Source organism: Streptomyces sp. NPDC001536, assembly GCF_042894505.1.
In the GTDB taxonomy this organism is placed as follows: domain Bacteria; phylum Actinomycetota; class Actinomycetes; order Streptomycetales; family Streptomycetaceae; genus Streptomyces.
In genome coordinates this window covers 120,476-135,724 of record NZ_JBIAVQ010000009.1, presented here as the reverse complement: position 1 = coordinate 135,724, position 15,249 = coordinate 120,476, and the positions used below count along the sequence as shown (strand labels likewise).

Genomic DNA, 15,249 nt, shown 5'->3' with positions numbered 1-15,249 from the left:
TATGAAGCGAGGACACACCGAGCCTGTGTCGACGGACGACGTGGCGGCCCTCCGCCGGTTCAACCGCTACTTCACCCGCCGCATCGGAGCGCTCGACGACCACTACCTCGGCCAGGACCGACCGCTCGGCGAGGCACGGCTGCTCTTCGAGATCGGCGAGGGCGTGTCCCTGCGCGAGCTCAGAAGCCGTCTCGCACTGGACGCCGGGTATCTGAGCCGGATGGCGAAGACCCTGGAGGCCCAGGGCATGGTCCGGATCAGCGTCGACCCCGGGGACAACCGGCTGCGCAGAGTCGAGCTGACCCCGGCCGGCCGCACCGAGGTCAAGGAGCAGAACCGCCGGGCCGACGCCCTCGCGGCAGGCCTGCTGTCCGGCCTCACCGCCGGCCAGCGCGCCGACCTGACCGACGCCCTGGCCACCACCCGCCGCCTGCTGCGCCTCGCCGCCATCACGGTCGACCTCGTCGACGGCCACGCCCCGGACGCCCGCGCCTGCCTCGACGCCTACGCCGCCGACATCGACGCACGCTTCCCGGAGGGCTTCGACAAGTCCGACCTCGTACGACCGGAGGAGGTCTCCGGGGACACCGGGGCGTTCTTCGTCGCGTACGAGGAGGACCGGCCGGTCGGCTGCGGGGCGCTGCGCCGTCTGGAGCCCGGTGTCGGGGAGATCCGCCATGTGTGGGTGCACCCGGAGGCGCGCCGGCTGGGGCTCGCCCGTCGCATCCTCGCGGCGCTCGAACAGGCGGCTTCGGTACGGCAGTTGACCGTCGTACGCCTCGACACGCACGCCACGCTCACCGAGGCGCAGGCGATGTACCGGGCGTGCGGGTACAGGGAGATCCCGGCGTACGTCGACCACGTCTACGCCGACCACTGGTTCGAGAAACGCCTGCCCGCCTCCCTCTGACCACGCGACCACCAGGGCGCCCCCTCACAGGCACGCGCCCGTCGTCGGGCAGAACGAGCCCAGGGCCGCCGTCAAGGGTTCACGGATCCGGGCCATGGACGTGGTCTCGGGACCGCTCGCCCGGATCGCGTAGAACTCTCCGTCGGCCGCCTCGAAGCGGTGGTCGATGACCTGGCGCGGGCCCTTGTCCTCGTCGTCGTAGCGGTAGGACAGCTCCGACCAGGACGCGCCCTCGTCCCGCTCCAGGGCCCGGTAGCCGGGCTGGTGGGCGAAGCCGTAGCCGGGGTCGTTCTCGGCCAGGCGCAGGGAGTCGGCGGGGCTGTCCTCGGAGAGCCGGAAGATCTGCAGCTGACGGCCGTCGGCGGGGGCGTCGTAGAAGACCACCGGGGCCTTCTCGCCCTCCTCCTGCCGGCGGATCCAGTCCTCCGGGACGAAGAGCGTGTAGCCGACGGGGTCCTGGGCGCGCCGGTAGCCGACGGCCGGGGTCGGCGGCGTGGACGCCAGGGGCGAGGGCGGCGGAGTGGAGGCCTGCGGGGTCTGGGGCGGTGTGGTCCCGGCGGGCGTGGTCGGCGGGAGCGAGGTCGTGACGGCGACGCTCGTGCCAGGGGTCGCCCCGGGGGTCGTCGAGCCGTCGCGGGTCAGGAACCAGACACCGGCGCCGATGCCCGAGCCCAGCACGACCATCGCGGTGAGGAGCACCAGGAGACGGCGGGGGCCGGTGGCGGGAGGCGGTGGCGGGGGCGGCGGCTGTACGTACGCCGGGGGCGGCAGCGGCGGGGGCGTCCCGCCGATCTGCGTCTGGGCCGACGCCCAGGGTGGCGGGGTCGCCGGTGCCTGCGGCTCCGCCGCGGCCCAGGGCGGCGGCGTGTGCGAGGTCTGTGTCTCCGCCGACGCCCACGGCGGCGGGGAGCCGCCCTGTCCGGGCGCACCCCAGGCCGCCTGGCCTCTCTCCTCGCTCGGCTCGTGCTCGTCGGAGCCGGAGCTGTAGCCGTGCCCGTGCCCGTTTCCTGAGCCGTTTCCGTTCCCGTGCCATCCGCTGTTCATCGCGAACCCCCCGAATCACCTTGGCGGGTAACGTTCTTGACGGTAGCGGTGAAAACGGGCGCGGGCCCCGCTCCGGAAGAAACCGGAACAGGGCCCGTGCAGGCTCGTGACAGAAGCCGTCGGATACGGCTCTCAGATGAGGCCGAGAGCGCGGACCGCCTCGCGCTCCTCCGCGAGCTCGGCGACGGAGGCGTCGATCCGGGCGCGGGAGAACTCGTTGATGTCCAGGCCCTGGACGATCTCGTACTTGCCGTCCTTGGTGGTGACCGGGAAGGAGGAGATCAGGCCCTCCGGGACGCCGTAGGAGCCGTCCGACGGGATGCCCATGGAGGTCCAGTCGCCGTCCGCGGTGCCGTTGACCCAGGTGTGGACGTGGTCGATGGCGGCGTTGGCGGCCGACGCGGCGGAGGACGCGCCCCGGGCCTCGATGATCGCGGCGCCGCGCTTGGCGACGGTCGGGATGAAGGTGTCGGCCAGCCACTGCTCGTCGTTGACGACCTCGGCGGCGTTCTTGCCGGCGATCTCCGCGTGGAAGATGTCGGGGTACTGGGTGGCGGAGTGGTTGCCCCAGATGGTCAGACGCTTGATGTCGGCGACCGTGGTGCCCGTCTTCTTCGCGAGCTGGGTCAGCGCGCGGTTGTGGTCGAGGCGGGTCATCGCGGTGAAGCGCTCGGCCGGCACGTCCGGGGCGGCGGCCTGGGCGATCAGGGCGTTGGTGTTGGCCGGGTTGCCGACGACGAGGACCTTGATGTCGTCCGCGGCGTTGTCGTTGATGGCCTTGCCCTGGGGCTTGAAGATGCCGCCGTTGGCCTCCAGGAGGTCACCGCGCTCCATGCCCTTGGTGCGCGGGCGGGCGCCTACCAGGAGGGCTACGTTGGCGCCGTCGAACGCCGCGTTCGGGTCGTCCGAGATGTCGATGCCCTGGAGCAGCGGGAACGCGCAGTCGTCCAGCTCCATGGCGGTGCCCTCGGCGGCCTTGAGCGCCGGGGTGATCTCCAGGAGGCGCAGCCGGACCGGCACGTCCGCGCCGAGCAGCTGGCCGGAGGCGATGCGGAAGAGCAGGGCGTAACCGATCTGGCCGGCCGCGCCGGTGACGGTGACGTTCACGGGAGTGCGGGTCATGGCGTTCTCCGTATGACAGCTGGCGGTGGGGCGGCACTGCCCCGGGCCCGGGTGGGACGTACAAATGATCGATCTCTTGGTATCAAGAGATCCACCGGTCAGGCTATCGCGCATCCGGGATCCCGGACCGCCGGGTTCCTGTGGCCCACCCCACAGAACCGCCCCGGAGGCAAAAAGAGGCGGCCGCCCGTCCGGGAGAGGGGGGACGAAGGCGGCCGCCGTATGGGGGTACCGACGTGGCCGGACTCCCGTGGGGGTACGGTTCGCGTGCCCACGATTCGTCCGGCCATGCCTGCCGCCCCGAAATTGTTCCGAGCCGCGCCGACTGCTCGACGGCTACTGGGTGCACCCCTTCTCCCCCGCGGCCAGCGTCACGCAGGCAGTGGCGTCGCCGGCGTCCTTCACCGCGACCATCGGCGTGTACGCGATGGTGTCGCCGGCCGTGGAGATCGAGCCGGTCTGCTTGCTCTTGCCGACGCTCACCACGACCTTGTCGCCCTCCGCGGCCTGCGTGATACGGCCCCACGCGGCACCGCAGGTCTTGCTGTAGCGGACCTCCACGACCGTCGTGCCGACGGTGGCGGTCTGGGCGGTGGTCACCAGGTCGCCGCTGCACCCCATGCTCTCCGCGTCCTTGCCGGTGCAGGAGTCACCGCTGCACTCGACGCCGGGCGGAAGGTCGACGGAGGTGGTGGCGCTCGGGGAGGGCGAGGCGCCCCCGCCCTCGTTCTTCTTCTCGCCGCCGCCGCTGGTGAGGAAGTACGCGGCACCGATCACCACGAGCACGCCGACGACGCCCGCGAGGAACATCGTCAGCCGCCGCTTTCCGCCGCCCCCGGCGGGCTGGGCGCTGCGGGGACCCTGCGGGGGTTCGCCGTACGACGGGCTCGGGCTCGGGGTCGGGGTCGGCACCGGGCGGGACGGGCTCTCCGGGGCGCGTCCGCCCGACGGTGCGGGCCCGTTGTACCCGGCCACTCCCCAGGAGTTCCTGCTCTCCCTGACCTCCGGCGTCGAGTCCCTGACCTCGGGCGACGTCGGCTGCGGCGGCACCGTGGGGGCCACGCCCGCGGGCCCGGCCACCCCCGGGGTCGCCGTGGCGCTGCTGCTCTTGCGGGCGGTCTTGCCGCCCTTGGCGTTCGCCGGGGGCGCCCCGAACTCGCCGAGCGCGGCACGCGCCTGGGAGATACGGATGGCCTCCATGGTCATGTCGTGGCGCATCTCGGAGCGGCTCCAGGCGCGCTCGGCGAGCTCCCACATCGTGGTCAGATGAATGGGATTGGTGCCGGTGACCTCGGCCAGCGCCACGATCGCACCCTTGGGCGCGAGCAGCCGGCCGTTGAGATAACGCTCCCAGGACGTCTTGCTGTAGCCCGTGCGGTCGGCCAGCGCCGCGACGCTCAGTCCGCTGCGGTCCACGAGCCGCCGCAACTGGCTGGCGAACTCCCTGACCTGCGGATCCAGTTCATCGGGCAAGGCCCTCCAACGAGGCATTGCTTCCCCCCTCTTCCCCCCGGTTCGTGCTGGCTCTTGCTGCGTTTCCCCCGCGCGTGGTGCCCTCTGCCGAGACCCCGTCTGGCTACCCACAGGGATGCGCCCACTAAGGATCTCAGTTCCCGGGGTGGGGGCGCACGGGTGCATCGGGGCTGTGGGCATGCACCGTTGCACGCCCACCACGTCGCGGTCCAGTCTTCCAGCGGCGGGACGTCCCGGACCGTCCCGATTGGCCACGCTAACTCGGTTGTTGAACGACTTCGTTGCACATGCGCGAACTTGTCAACACATCGACACACAGACCGCACACACTTTGTCACACAGTCCACTTAGGCGGGAAACTCACCCAAAAGCCACGGCACCGCCGATGGCGACCATCAGCAGCAGGAGCAACAGCAGCCCCGCGTACCGGAGCAGCCGACCACCGTCCCGCTGCTCCGCCTTCTCCTGCGGCGGCGCGTCCCACCACGGCAGCGTGGGGTCGTCCTCGTACTCCTGCGACCCCTCCGTCCCCTGCGGCCGCGCCGGGACGGTCGCCGCGCGGGGCCAGGCCTGCACGGCGAGCTCCCAGCGGACCTTGACGCGCTCGACGTCGGCGTCGGCGAGACCGACGATCCGGCACAGGGCGGTCACCGCCTGCCGCGGCGGCGGCTGCGTGGCGTTGAGATAGCGGTGCCAGGAGGACTTGCTGTACGCGGTGCGCGCACCCAGCGAGGCCAGGCTCAGGCCCGTGCGGTCCTTGAGCCGCCGCAACTGCTCCACGAAGTGCCGCACCTCGGGCGGCAGATCATCCGGCAGCGGCTGCCAGGCACTCATCCAGCTCACCTCCACGGTGTCGGACGACGTCAGGGAGGTGATCGGTTCCCCTTGTGGCAGGGACCGGACACCGTAGCGGAACGGTCACTTCCGTGCCACAGCGCACTGACAGGCGTTGAACAGGGCGTTCGCCGTGCAAGAAGGTGGACACAGACGGCGACCCGTCCTTACTCGGGGGAGAGGACGGGCCGCCGTCGTCGTACATGGGGAGCACCTAGCTGTCGACCGTGAAGTGCAGGGTGTCCTTCAGGAACGGGATCTCCAGCCAGGGGTCCGGCTGCGCCATCATCGACAGCAGGACGATCACCGCGCCGAGCACGCCGTAGGTGACGATGTCCGTGAAGCGGGAGCGCACCGCGAGCATGCCGACGTCCCGCACCAGCCAGCGCAGCACGGCTCCGGCCACCAGCGCGGCACCGACCAGCATCGTGCCGTAGCGGAAGACGTCGAGCGCGGTGAGCAGCAGGCCGACGGCGACCGCGCCGAGCACGGTGAGGATCGGCCACTGCCGCGCGGGCGCCGGGGCGTCACGGGGCGCGGCCCGGCCGCCGCCCTCGGGGCGGGCCGTGTCCCTGGTGAACAGCGGGAAGCGGCGGGTGGTGCGACGCGGCCTGCCCTCGGCGTCGGGGGCGCTGATCGCGTCCCGCACCTCGATGTCCGGGCCCTCCTCCCCGGGGGGAGTCGTGTCAGCCTGCACTGCGCTCCGCCGCCTCGACCACGTTGACGAGCAGCTGGGCCCGGGTCATCGGGCCGACACCGCCAGGGTTCGGGGAGATCCAGCCGGCGACCTCGGCGACGCCGGGGTGCACATCGCCCACGATCTTGCCCTCGGCGCTGCGCGAGACGCCGACGTCGAGCACGGCGGCGCCCGGCTTCACGTCCTCGGGGCGGATCAGGTGGGCGGAGCCGGCGGCGGCGACGATGATGTCCGCGCGCTTGAGGTGCGCGGACAGGTCGCGGGTGCCGGTGTGGCACTGGGTCACGGTCGCGTTCTCGCTACGACGGGTCAGCAGCAGCGGCATCGGGCGGCCGATGGTGACACCGCGGCCGACGACCACGACCTCGGCGCCCTTGATCTCCACGCCGTACTGGCGCAGCAGGGTGAGGACACCGTTGGGCGTGCAGGGCAGCGGGGCCGGCTCGTTGAGGACCAGACGGCCGAGGTTCATCGGGTGGAGGCCGTCGGCGTCCTTGTCCGGGTCCATCAGTTCCAGGATGCGGTTCTCGTCGATGCCCTTGGGGAGGGGCAACTGGACGATGTAGCCCGTGCAGGCGGGGTCCTCGTTCAACTCCCGCACCACCGCCTCGATCTCCTCCTGCGTCGCCGTCTCCGGCAGTTCGCGCTGGATGGAGGCGATGCCGACCTGGGCGCAGTCGCGGTGCTTGCCGGCGACGTACTTCTGGCTGCCGGGGTCGGTGCCGACGAGGATCGTGCCGAGGCCGGGCGTGACGCCCTTCTCCTTCAGCACCGCCACGCGGGCGGTCAGATCGGACTTGATCGCGGCTGCGGTGGCCTTGCCATCGAGAATCTGGGCGGTCATGACCCCATCCTCGCGGATGACCGGGTCCCGGTTCCAATCCGGGTCCCCGGGCACCTGTCCCGCCGTATCCCCTCATGATCAGCGATGTTGCACTTGCACAACACATGCGGATTGCGGCTGGACAACGAACCGGCCACTGAAGAACGATTGTGGCCACAGTGCCGCGGGCTGTACCGGGGGGACGAACCGCATCTGTTGAACATTCCTCCGAACCGTGCCGCTCGTCGTCCCCGCACATTCGGTAAACGGAGGAAACACCGCCATGAGTTTCGGCGATCCGAACAACCCTTACGGGCCCCCGCCCCAGCAGCCGCCGCCCGCTCCCGGTTACGGCTACCCGCAGCAGGCCCCGCCGCCGCCCGGCCTCCCGCCGCAGCAGGGCTACCCCGGTTACCCGCAGCAGCAGGCGTACCCGGGCTACCCCGGCTACCCGGGGGGCAACAACATGGTGCCGCAGTCGATGCCGGGCCTGCTGATGACGGCCCGTGTCTTCCTGTTCATCATCTCGGCCGTGCAGATCATCGGCGCGCTGGTCTTCCTCTACTTCGCCGCGTTCGCGAGCGATGTGTCGGACGGCGCCGACGAGCTCGGGTTCAGCACCGGCAGCGACGGCGCCGACATGGCGGCCGGCGTCTTCGGCGTCTTCGCCCTGGTCGCCGCCGCGCTGGCCACCCTCTCCATCACCCTCGGCGTCAAGTTCAGCCGGGGCGGCCAGGGCATCCGGATCACCACGGTGATCTACGGCGCGCTCGGTGCCATCGTCGGGCTCCTCGGCCTGTTCGTCGGCCTCGACTCCGGGTTCGCCTCGGCGGTCGTCGGCCCGCTGCTGTGGCTCGTCTTCGGCGGCATCATCGCGGCCGCCCCGGTCGTACCCAGCGGCACCGCGTGGTTCGCGCGCCCGCGCTACTGAACGGTGCGCGACCTGACCGCTCACGAACGACCCGTTCGCGACTGAACAGTTCGCGCCGATCCTGCCCAAGGGCCGTGCCTCACCCGTACGAAGGGAGACACGGCCCCACGGCAACTGACACGGTCGCCAGGTCCCGATCTGCTCTCTGCGTCCCTGCCGATTTCTCCCCGCCCCCTCCACCTGACACGCCGCATCAGGAAGAAGCTTCGGACTCTTCGAGGAACGTCCCCCACCCTCCCCTTCGTTGGACTGGGGGAGGGTGGCCCTCATGGAATCGGGCGAGGGGACGAATCCATGTACAGCGTCATCGTCGTACCTCCGGCATGCGCGCGGCCGGACGACCGGATCAGGATCGCCCGGGTGCCTGGCGGGAGATCATCCTCGACTGTCTCGGCCCCACACACGCCGAACGCGTCAGTACCGAGGGCGCTCCTCGCAAGGGTCGGGACCGCGGTCGGCGCCGACCGCTCCCGCCGAGCGGGCCTGCGGAGTCGTTCGCACGTGCGTATATGATCACGCCGTAGCAACTGCCGTGGCCGAAAACAGACTTGGCGCCATGGGTCGGGGAACCTGGAAGTCTCGGGGTTCTCGCGCGCTCCCGCTCCGGTCAGGATGACCACGGTTCGCACGCACAGCACCAACGGGGAAGGAACACCATGCACTTCCGTACCACGCGCGCCCGTCTGGCCGCCGCCACCGTCGGAGCCGCCGTCGCCGGCGCCCTGGCCGTGAGCGCCTCGCCCGCCTCGGCCAGCGCGAGCAACGGCTATGTGAGCGGCGGCGGTTCGTTCTACGACGACTTCGCCGACGAGGGCACCCTGTCGACCTCGTCGCACACCGACTCCAACGCGACCTGCTTCTGGCAGATCATCCTGTACGCGGAGGGCGTCAAGGAGAGCAACGGCACCCAGTTCGACAAGGCCGACATCGACGGCAAGTTCGGCGCGAACACCAAGTACGCGACCAAGCAGCTCCAGAAGGCCTGGGGGCTGACGCAGGACGGCATCGTCGGCAAGAAGACGTTCGGCGCGGCGGACGACAAGTGGAACGCCTCGACCGGCGCGGGTGAGCTGGAGTTCCGCAGCACCGGCACGACGTCCGCCACGAAGTCCAAGATCCGTTACCACGGTTCCCGCTACTACTTCGAGGTCTTCCGCACGTCGGACGGCAAGTACCGCGTCTACCACAACAGCCAGTGGCAGTACGCGAGCTACAAGAACAACAGCAGCTGCAGCTGACCCGAGCTCCTCGGCCCGCCGGTTCCGACCGGCGGGCCGTCGGCGTTCCAGGGACCGAACGGCACGGGACGGTTGCCGCCCCCGCAACCCCATAGGCCCCGCCTCCCCCACTTCGGCACGCTAGATTCACCTCAACTGGCGTGACGCCTGGGCATGTTGAGGCAGGAAAGCACTCGGGGGACAGATGACGGACCAGCGGCACCCCACGCCGCCGTACCGCGCCGCGCTCATACAGGCGGGCGCCGATCCACTCCAGCCCGCCGACCCCGCCCGGATCGGACCGTACGTGCCGCTCGGGCGGCTCGGCAGCGGCGGGATGGGGCGGGTCTTCCTGGCACGGCCCGCCGACGACGCCGCGGGGCTCGCCGCGGTGAAGGTGATCCGGCCCGAGTACGCCGAGGACGCGGAGTTCCGGCGGCGGTTCGAGCGGGAGGCCGCCGTGCACGGGCGGGTCGACACCCCGCACGCGCCGCGGCTGCTCGGCACCGGGTTCGAGCACGAGCTGCTCTGGATGGCCACCCCGTACATCCCCGGCGTCAACCTCGCCGACGCCGTGCGCCACGGCGGCAGGCTGGAGCCGGCCGGTGTGTGGCGGCTGGTCGCGGAGCTCGGGCGGGCCCTTGCGGCGCTGGCCGCCGCCGGGGTCGTACACCGCGATCTCAAGCCGTCCAACGTGCTGCTGTCCACGCAGGGCGTGCATGTCATTGACTTCGGGATCTCGCAGGCCGTCGACAGCAGCGCGATCACCGGCACCGGCAGCCGTGTCGGCACGCCCGCGTTCATGTCCCCCGAGTATCTGCGGGAGGGCCGCTGCGACGGTGCCTCCGACGTCTTCTCCCTCGCGGGCACGCTGATCTACGCCGCCACCGGACACGCCCCGTTCGGCGACGGGACCGGGGTCGACGTCATGCACCGGGTGGCCTTCGAGGAGCCGAAGGCGGAGGTGATGTCCGAACTCGGCCCCGTGGACGGCCCGTTGGCGGCTCTCCTGACCGCCTGCCTCGCCAAGGACCCGGCCGGCCGCCCCACCCCGCGCCAGCTGATCGACGCCGCCGAGACCGAGCTGGAGGGCGAGACCCCCGCCTGGCAGGAGCCTCTGGCCGGCCGTCTGCTGGCCCGCCAGGAGGGCTGCGCGTTACTGGAATCGGCCTCGGCCGAGCAGACCGTGCACCTCCGCGCACCGACGTCACCGTCACCGGCGGCGCCGGCTCCGGAGGCGGCTCCGGAGGCGGCTCCGGTCCCCGGGCCGGGTTTCGGTCCCGCGACACCGCCCGGGGCGTACGCAGCCACACCGCCCGGCGCTTACGGGCCCGCCACGCCGCCCGGCCAGTACGGCGGCTGGGCCGCGGCTCCCGGGCAGTACGGCAGCCTGTCCACTCCGCCCGGCCAGTACACCCCCGGCGGGGGCGAGGCCCGCCGGGGCCGCAAGAAGCCCGCTCTCGCCCTCGCGGCGGGCCTCGCCGTGGTCGCCGTGGCCGCGGGCGCGTTCTTCCTCACCCGGTCGTCCCACGACGGGACGGCCTCGGCCGCCCCGACCGCGAGCACGAGCACCGGCCCCGCCTCGGACGCCGAAGCGGCCTCCGCCCTGCCCGGCTCCTCAGCCTCCCCGTCCCCGAGCGGATCGGACAAGAAGGGGAAGGCGAAGGAGGAGGAGAAGCAGACCGAGCCGGACGGCGACTCCCCCGGATCCGGCAGCGGCACCGCGAGCACGCCCTCCGCGACCGCCACCACCGGCGGCACCTCGGGCGGCGCCGCCCCCGCCCCGACCGCCACCGTCACGGCGACCGCGACCGCCCCCACCGACCCGGCCTGGATCTCCGACTGCACCTACTACTCCGGCACCGAGCTCACCACCCGCGGCGACAAGGGCCAACGCGTCGTCCAGGTCCAGTGCATGCTCACCAAACGCGGCTACAGCGTCGGGGACGCGGGCGTGGACGGCCAGTTCGGCAAGGCCACCGAGGCGGCGGTCGAGCAGTTCCAGGGCGCGAAGGGGCTGGTGGTCGACGGGGACGTGGGTCCGCAGACGTGGGCGGCGCTGCGGAGTTCGACCTAGCCGCCACCTAGCCGCCACCTGGCCGCCGTCCGGCCGCCGGTCAGCCGACTATGTGGCGCAGATACGCCCGCGGGTCGTTCAGATAGCGCCGCCAGTGCTCGACCAGCTCCAGTTCGTGCCACTCGACGGAACGCATCCCGTGCGCGCCGACCTCGATGATCTCGGCGCCGGGCAGTGCGGTGAGCAGGGGTGAGTGAGTCGCGCAGATGATCTGGGCGCCGGTGCGGGAGAGGTCGTCGAGCACGCCCACGAGTTCGAGGCAGGAGGCGAAGGACAGCGCGGACTCCGGCTCGTCCAGGACGTACAGGCCGGGACCGAGGAAGCGCTCGCGGAACGCCATCAGAAAGCCCTCACCGTGGCTCATCTCCTCCGGGGTGCCGGACAGCCGGCCCGTGTTCCGTTCGCGGCCGAGGGCGTCGAGCGCGGTCTCGGCCCGCAGGAAGAAGCCCCGGCGCCGGGTGTGGGGGCCGCGCAGCATCCGGCGCCCGGCCACGGTCGCCTCGAACCGCATCCGGCCGCCGAGCACCGACGGCCCCCGTGGACCGGCGTAGCGATGGCCCGCCGAACCGCCCCAGGGGTCGAGGCCGAAGGCCTCCGCCAGCGCCTCGACGAGGGTCGACTTGCCCGAGCCGTTCTCCCCGACCAGGAAGGTGACCGGCGCGGTGAACCGCAGTCCTTCGTCGAGCAACTGCCGCACGCACGGCACCGACCAGGGCCACACCGGGTCGGCGCCGGGCCCGAGCTCGTCCTCGGCCGCATGGGCGTACGCGCGTTCCACGATCATGCCGCCAGGCTCTCACCCGGCACTGACAACGGCAGGGCGGCGACGGGGTGAGACCCCGCCGCCGCCCTCGTACCGCCCGCGACTCAGTGGAAGAAGTGCCGCGTCCCGGTGAAGTACATCGTCACGCCCGCCTTCTTCGCGGCCTCGACGACGAGCTCGTCGCGGACCGAACCGCCGGGCTGGACGACCGCCTTCACGCCGGCCTCGACGAGGATCTCCAAGCCGTCGGGGAAGGGGAAGAACGCGTCGGAGGCGGCGTAGGAGCCCTGCGCGCGCTCGGCGCCGGCCCGCTCGACAGCCAGCTTCGCGGAGTCGACGCGGTTGACCTGGCCCATGCCGACGCCGACCGAGGCGCCGTCCTTGGCGAGGAGGATCGCGTTGGACTTGACCGCGCGGCAGGCCTTCCAGGCGAAGGACAGCTCGGCGAGCTCGGCGGCGCTCAGCGCCTCGCCCGTCGCCAGCGTCCAGTTCGCCGGGTCGTCGCCGTCCGCCTGGAGGCGGTCGGTGACCTGGAGCAGCGCGCCGCCGTCGACGAGCTTGAGCTCGACCGGGTTGGCGGGCGCGGCCGGGGCCTTCAGCACGCGGATGTTCTTCTTCTTGGCGAGGGCCTCCAGGGCCCCCTCCTCGTAGTCCGGCGCGACGATGACCTCGGTGAAGATCTCGGCGACCTGCTCGGCCATCTCCTTGGACACCGGACGGTTGACGGCGATGACCCCGCCGAACGCCGACAGCGGGTCACACGCGTGTGCCTTGCGGTGCGCCTCGGCGACGTCCGCGCCGACCGCGATACCGCACGGGTTGGCGTGCTTGATGATCGCGACGGCCGGCTCGTCGTGGTCGTACGCGGCACGGCGGGCGGCGTCCGTGTCCGTGTAGTTGTTGTACGACATCTCCTTGCCGTGCAGCTGCTCGGCCTCGGCGAGACCGCCGCCGCTGCCGTCGACGTAGAGGGCGGCGGGCTGGTGCGGGTTCTCGCCGTAGCGGAGGGTGTTGCCGCGCTCCCAGGTGGCGCCCAGGAAGTCGGGGAACCGCGACTCGTCCACGGGCGCGTAGGAGGACGCGAACCAGGAGGCGACCGCCACGTCGTAGGACGCGGTGTGCTGGAAGGCCTCGGCCGCGAGCCGCTTGCGGGTCGTCAGGTCGAAGCCGCCCTCCTTGACGGCCGCGAGGACATCGGCGTACCGCGCGGGGCTGGTGACGACGGCGACCGAGGGGTGGTTCTTGGCGGCGGCGCGCACCATCGACGGGCCGCCGATGTCGATCTGCTCCACGCACTCGTCCGGGGAGGCGCCGGAGGCGACCGTCTCACGGAAGGGGTAGAGGTTGACGACGACCAGGTCGAACGGCTCGACGCCCAGCTCGGCCAGCTGCCGCTGGTGGTCCTCCAGGCGCAGGTCGGCGAGGATGCCGGCGTGCACGCGCGGGTGCAGCGTCTTGACGCGGCCGTCCAGGCACTCGGGGAAGCCGGTCAGCTCCTCGACCTTGGTGACGGGGACGCCGGCGGCGGCGATCCGGCCCGCGGTGGACCCGGTGGAGACGAGCTCCACGCCCGCCTCGTGCAGGCCGCGCGCGAGGTCTTCCAGACCCGTCTTGTCGTAGACGCTGACGAGCGCCCGTCGGATGGCCCGCTTGTTGCTCTCGGCGGTCACTGGATAACTACCTTTCGTCCCTCAATGCGATAGCCGTTGCGGGCGAGCCGCCCCACGACATCGACGAGCAGCCTTCGCTCGACTTCCTTGATGCGCTCGTGCAGAGCGCTCTCGTCGTCCTCGTCCCGGACCTCCACCACGCCCTGCGCGATGATCGGCCCGGTGTCGACGCCGTCGTCGACGAAGTGGACGGTGCAGCCGGTGACCCGGGCGCCGTACGCGAGCGCGTCACGCACCCCGTGGGCACCGGGGAAACTGGGCAGCAGCGCGGGGTGGGTGTTCACGAACCGCCCGCCGTAGCGCGCGAGGAACTCCTTGCCCACGATCTTCATGAACCCGGCGGACACCACCAGGTCGGGCTCGTACGCGGCGGTCGCCTCGGCGAGCGCCGCGTCCCACTCCTCGCGGCTCCCGTGGTCCTTGACCCTGCACACGAAGGTGGGGATCCCGGCGCGCTCTGCACGGGCGAGCCCCTCGATGCCGTCGCGGTCGGCTCCTACGGCCACGATCTCGGCGCCGTAGGCCTCCGAGCCTGCCTGGCCGATGGTGTCGAGGAGCGCCTGGAGGTTGGTGCCGGATCCGGAGACCAGCACGACGAGGCGCTTGGCCACGGGCTTGGCGGCCACGGTGGGGCCCTTTCTCGGGGGAGCGTTTTCCGTACGGTCGACCGTATGTACGTTCGTACGAATGCTTCGCGCCCCGGGATACGGGGAAGTCTACGAAGCGGCCGAACGCCAGCAACGATACCGGCACTCCGGACGGCCCCCACGGGACGGGGGCGTGGCCGGAAGGTAGCGTCTGGGAGGGCCCGAGTCGGGAACGTGGTCGTCGTGCGGTGCGTTTCCGAAGTGAAGGCCCACGCCAGACCGCCGTAACACGTCGTATCACCTAGGGGAAGACGCTCACTTGATGCCGGACCGCAGCCTGCGACTCCTCACGCTCCCCCCGCAGTCGGTGCAGGGAGGGGAGCACCGCGGCGTGCTGCTGCGGGAGCGACCCGCCTCTCCGCCCGACGCGCCCTCGGACAAGCCGGACAAGAAGGCGGAGGAGGACAACCCCTTCGCGCCACCGCCGGAGGGCACCCCGGACCGTCCCTGGCAGCCGCGGCGCCCGGCGGACGACTCCTCCGACGACGACCGTGCCCGCTCCCCCTGGGGCGGCCAGTGGAGCGACCGTCAGCCGGGCCGCTCCTCCGGCGGCTTCGGCGAGCGCCCCGGCGGCGGCCCCGGACCCGAGGGCCAGGGCGGCTCCGGGCCCGGCACGGGCATGCGGTGGGACCCGACCGACCCGGGCCAGCGCCGCGCGCGCTACTCGCTCCTGAGCGGCATGTGGGCGTTCTTCTTCGCCCTCTTCAGCTGGCCGTACGTCGCCCTGCTGCTCGGCGCGCTCGCCCTGTACTGGGGCATCAGCGCGCTGCGCGCCAAGCCGCGCACCCCCGACCCGGACACCCCGGCGTCCGAATCCGGCGGCCGCCCGCAGCGGACGGCGGCCATCAGCGGCCTGGTCACCTCGTCCCTGGCGATCGCGGTGGTGACGGCGACGTTCGTCCTGCACCTGGTCTACAGCGACTACTACACCTGCACGAGCGACGCCCTCACCAACGAGGCCAAGCAGTCGTGCAGCCAGCTGGTGCCGGAGAAGCTGCGGGACATCCTGGCGCCCAGCTGACGCGGGGAGCGGCCCTCGCG

14 protein-coding genes are annotated in these 15,249 nt (G+C 71.9%); 5 read left to right on the top strand and 9 right to left on the bottom strand.

Going from position 1 to position 15,249, the window contains the following annotated elements:
* Position 1: 1 nt before the first annotated feature.
* Entirely contained in the window at positions 2-910 is a 909-nt protein-coding gene (locus ACFY0U_RS24610; RefSeq protein ID WP_388639172.1) for a GNAT family N-acetyltransferase, read from the top strand.
* Positions 911-934: 24 nt separating this feature from the next.
* On the opposite strand, the gene ACFY0U_RS24605 is transcribed toward ACFY0U_RS24610, so the two are convergent.
* The 6 genes from ACFY0U_RS24605 to ACFY0U_RS24580 form a co-directional block, all read right to left on the bottom strand.
* On the bottom strand, positions 935-1,954 hold the full coding sequence (locus ACFY0U_RS24605; RefSeq protein WP_388639170.1) for a hypothetical protein: 1,020 nt from the start codon (positions 1,952-1,954) through the stop codon (positions 935-937).
* Positions 1,955-2,086: 132 nt separating this feature from the next.
* Positions 2,087-3,076: a malate dehydrogenase gene (locus ACFY0U_RS24600; RefSeq protein WP_388639169.1), complete on the bottom strand. Its 990-nt coding sequence runs from the start codon at positions 3,074-3,076 to the stop codon at positions 2,087-2,089.
* A gap of 336 nt (positions 3,077-3,412) precedes the next feature.
* A complete protein-coding gene (locus ACFY0U_RS24595) occupies positions 3,413-4,567 on the bottom strand; it encodes a DUF2690 domain-containing protein (protein WP_388639168.1) in 1,155 nt (384 codons plus the stop codon).
* 342 nt (positions 4,568-4,909) lie between these two features.
* A complete protein-coding gene (locus tag ACFY0U_RS24590) occupies positions 4,910-5,383 on the bottom strand; it encodes a helix-turn-helix domain-containing protein (RefSeq protein WP_388639167.1) in 474 nt (157 codons plus the stop codon).
* A 214-nt stretch (positions 5,384-5,597) separates the two neighbouring features.
* Complete coding sequence (locus ACFY0U_RS24585; protein ID WP_388639166.1) at positions 5,598-6,080, bottom strand: DUF3017 domain-containing protein; 483 nt, start codon at positions 6,078-6,080, stop codon at positions 5,598-5,600.
* Entirely contained in the window at positions 6,070-6,924 is an 855-nt protein-coding gene (locus tag ACFY0U_RS24580) for a bifunctional methylenetetrahydrofolate dehydrogenase/methenyltetrahydrofolate cyclohydrolase (RefSeq protein ID WP_388639165.1), read from the bottom strand. Before ACFY0U_RS24580 ends, ACFY0U_RS24585 begins: the two co-directional genes overlap by 11 nt.
* Positions 6,925-7,186: 262 nt before the next feature.
* On the opposite strand from ACFY0U_RS24580, the gene ACFY0U_RS24575 reads away from it, so the two are divergent.
* The 3 genes from ACFY0U_RS24575 to ACFY0U_RS24565 all read left to right on the top strand — a co-directional run bounded on the left by ACFY0U_RS24575 (position 7,187) and on the right by ACFY0U_RS24565 (position 11,128).
* Positions 7,187-7,834 carry a hypothetical protein gene (locus ACFY0U_RS24575; RefSeq protein WP_388639164.1) on the top strand — a complete coding sequence of 216 codons (648 nt, stop codon included), beginning with the start codon at positions 7,187-7,189 and terminating at the stop codon, positions 7,832-7,834.
* Positions 7,835-8,490: 656 nt separating this feature from the next.
* Complete coding sequence (locus ACFY0U_RS24570; protein WP_388639163.1) at positions 8,491-9,072, top strand: peptidoglycan-binding protein; 582 nt, start codon at positions 8,491-8,493, stop codon at positions 9,070-9,072.
* 184 nt (positions 9,073-9,256) lie between these two features.
* Positions 9,257-11,128, top strand: coding sequence for a protein kinase (locus ACFY0U_RS24565; protein ID WP_388639161.1), 1,872 nt, complete (start codon positions 9,257-9,259; stop codon positions 11,126-11,128).
* 40 nt (positions 11,129-11,168) lie between these two features.
* Here the strand turns inward: ACFY0U_RS24565 and ACFY0U_RS24560 are convergent, their stop codons facing one another.
* The 3 genes from ACFY0U_RS24560 to purN all read right to left on the bottom strand — a co-directional run bounded on the left by ACFY0U_RS24560 (position 11,169) and on the right by purN (position 14,187).
* On the bottom strand, positions 11,169-11,912 hold the full coding sequence (locus ACFY0U_RS24560) for an AAA family ATPase (RefSeq protein WP_388639159.1): 744 nt from the start codon (positions 11,910-11,912) through the stop codon (positions 11,169-11,171).
* Positions 11,913-11,995: 83 nt separating this feature from the next.
* On the bottom strand, positions 11,996-13,561 hold the full coding sequence (gene purH / locus ACFY0U_RS24555; RefSeq protein ID WP_388639158.1) for a bifunctional phosphoribosylaminoimidazolecarboxamide formyltransferase/IMP cyclohydrolase: 1,566 nt from the start codon (positions 13,559-13,561) through the stop codon (positions 11,996-11,998).
* Positions 13,558-14,187, bottom strand: coding sequence for a phosphoribosylglycinamide formyltransferase (gene purN, locus ACFY0U_RS24550; RefSeq protein WP_388639156.1), 630 nt, complete (start codon positions 14,185-14,187; stop codon positions 13,558-13,560). The genes purH and purN overlap by 4 nt, the downstream gene beginning before the upstream one ends.
* A 283-nt stretch (positions 14,188-14,470) precedes the next feature.
* Between purN and ACFY0U_RS24545 the strand changes: the two genes are divergently transcribed.
* A complete protein-coding gene (locus ACFY0U_RS24545) occupies positions 14,471-15,229 on the top strand; it encodes a hypothetical protein (protein WP_388639155.1) in 759 nt (252 codons plus the stop codon).
* The last annotated feature ends 20 nt before the right edge of the window (positions 15,230-15,249 follow it).

Coding starts and splice junctions, on each gene's coding strand:
- ACFY0U_RS24570 (WP_388639163.1), top strand. CDS start 8,491: ATGCACTTCCGTACCACGCGCGCCCGTCTGGCCGCCGCCACCGTCGGA.
- ACFY0U_RS24600 (WP_388639169.1), bottom strand. CDS start 3,076: ATGACCCGCACTCCCGTGAACGTCACCGTCACCGGCGCGGCCGGCCAG.
- ACFY0U_RS24610 (WP_388639172.1), top strand. CDS start 2: ATGAAGCGAGGACACACCGAGCCTGTGTCGACGGACGACGTGGCGGCC.
- ACFY0U_RS24580 (WP_388639165.1), bottom strand. CDS start 6,924: ATGACCGCCCAGATTCTCGATGGCAAGGCCACCGCAGCCGCGATCAAG.
- ACFY0U_RS24595 (WP_388639168.1), bottom strand. CDS start 4,567: ATGCCTCGTTGGAGGGCCTTGCCCGATGAACTGGATCCGCAGGTCAGG.
- ACFY0U_RS24590 (WP_388639167.1), bottom strand. CDS start 5,383: ATGAGTGCCTGGCAGCCGCTGCCGGATGATCTGCCGCCCGAGGTGCGG.
- ACFY0U_RS24575 (WP_388639164.1), top strand. CDS start 7,187: ATGAGTTTCGGCGATCCGAACAACCCTTACGGGCCCCCGCCCCAGCAG.
- ACFY0U_RS24605 (WP_388639170.1), bottom strand. CDS start 1,954: ATGAACAGCGGATGGCACGGGAACGGAAACGGCTCAGGAAACGGGCAC.
- ACFY0U_RS24560 (WP_388639159.1), bottom strand. CDS start 11,912: ATGATCGTGGAACGCGCGTACGCCCATGCGGCCGAGGACGAGCTCGGG.
- ACFY0U_RS24545 (WP_388639155.1), top strand. CDS start 14,471: ATGCCGGACCGCAGCCTGCGACTCCTCACGCTCCCCCCGCAGTCGGTG.
- ACFY0U_RS24565 (WP_388639161.1), top strand. CDS start 9,257: ATGACGGACCAGCGGCACCCCACGCCGCCGTACCGCGCCGCGCTCATA.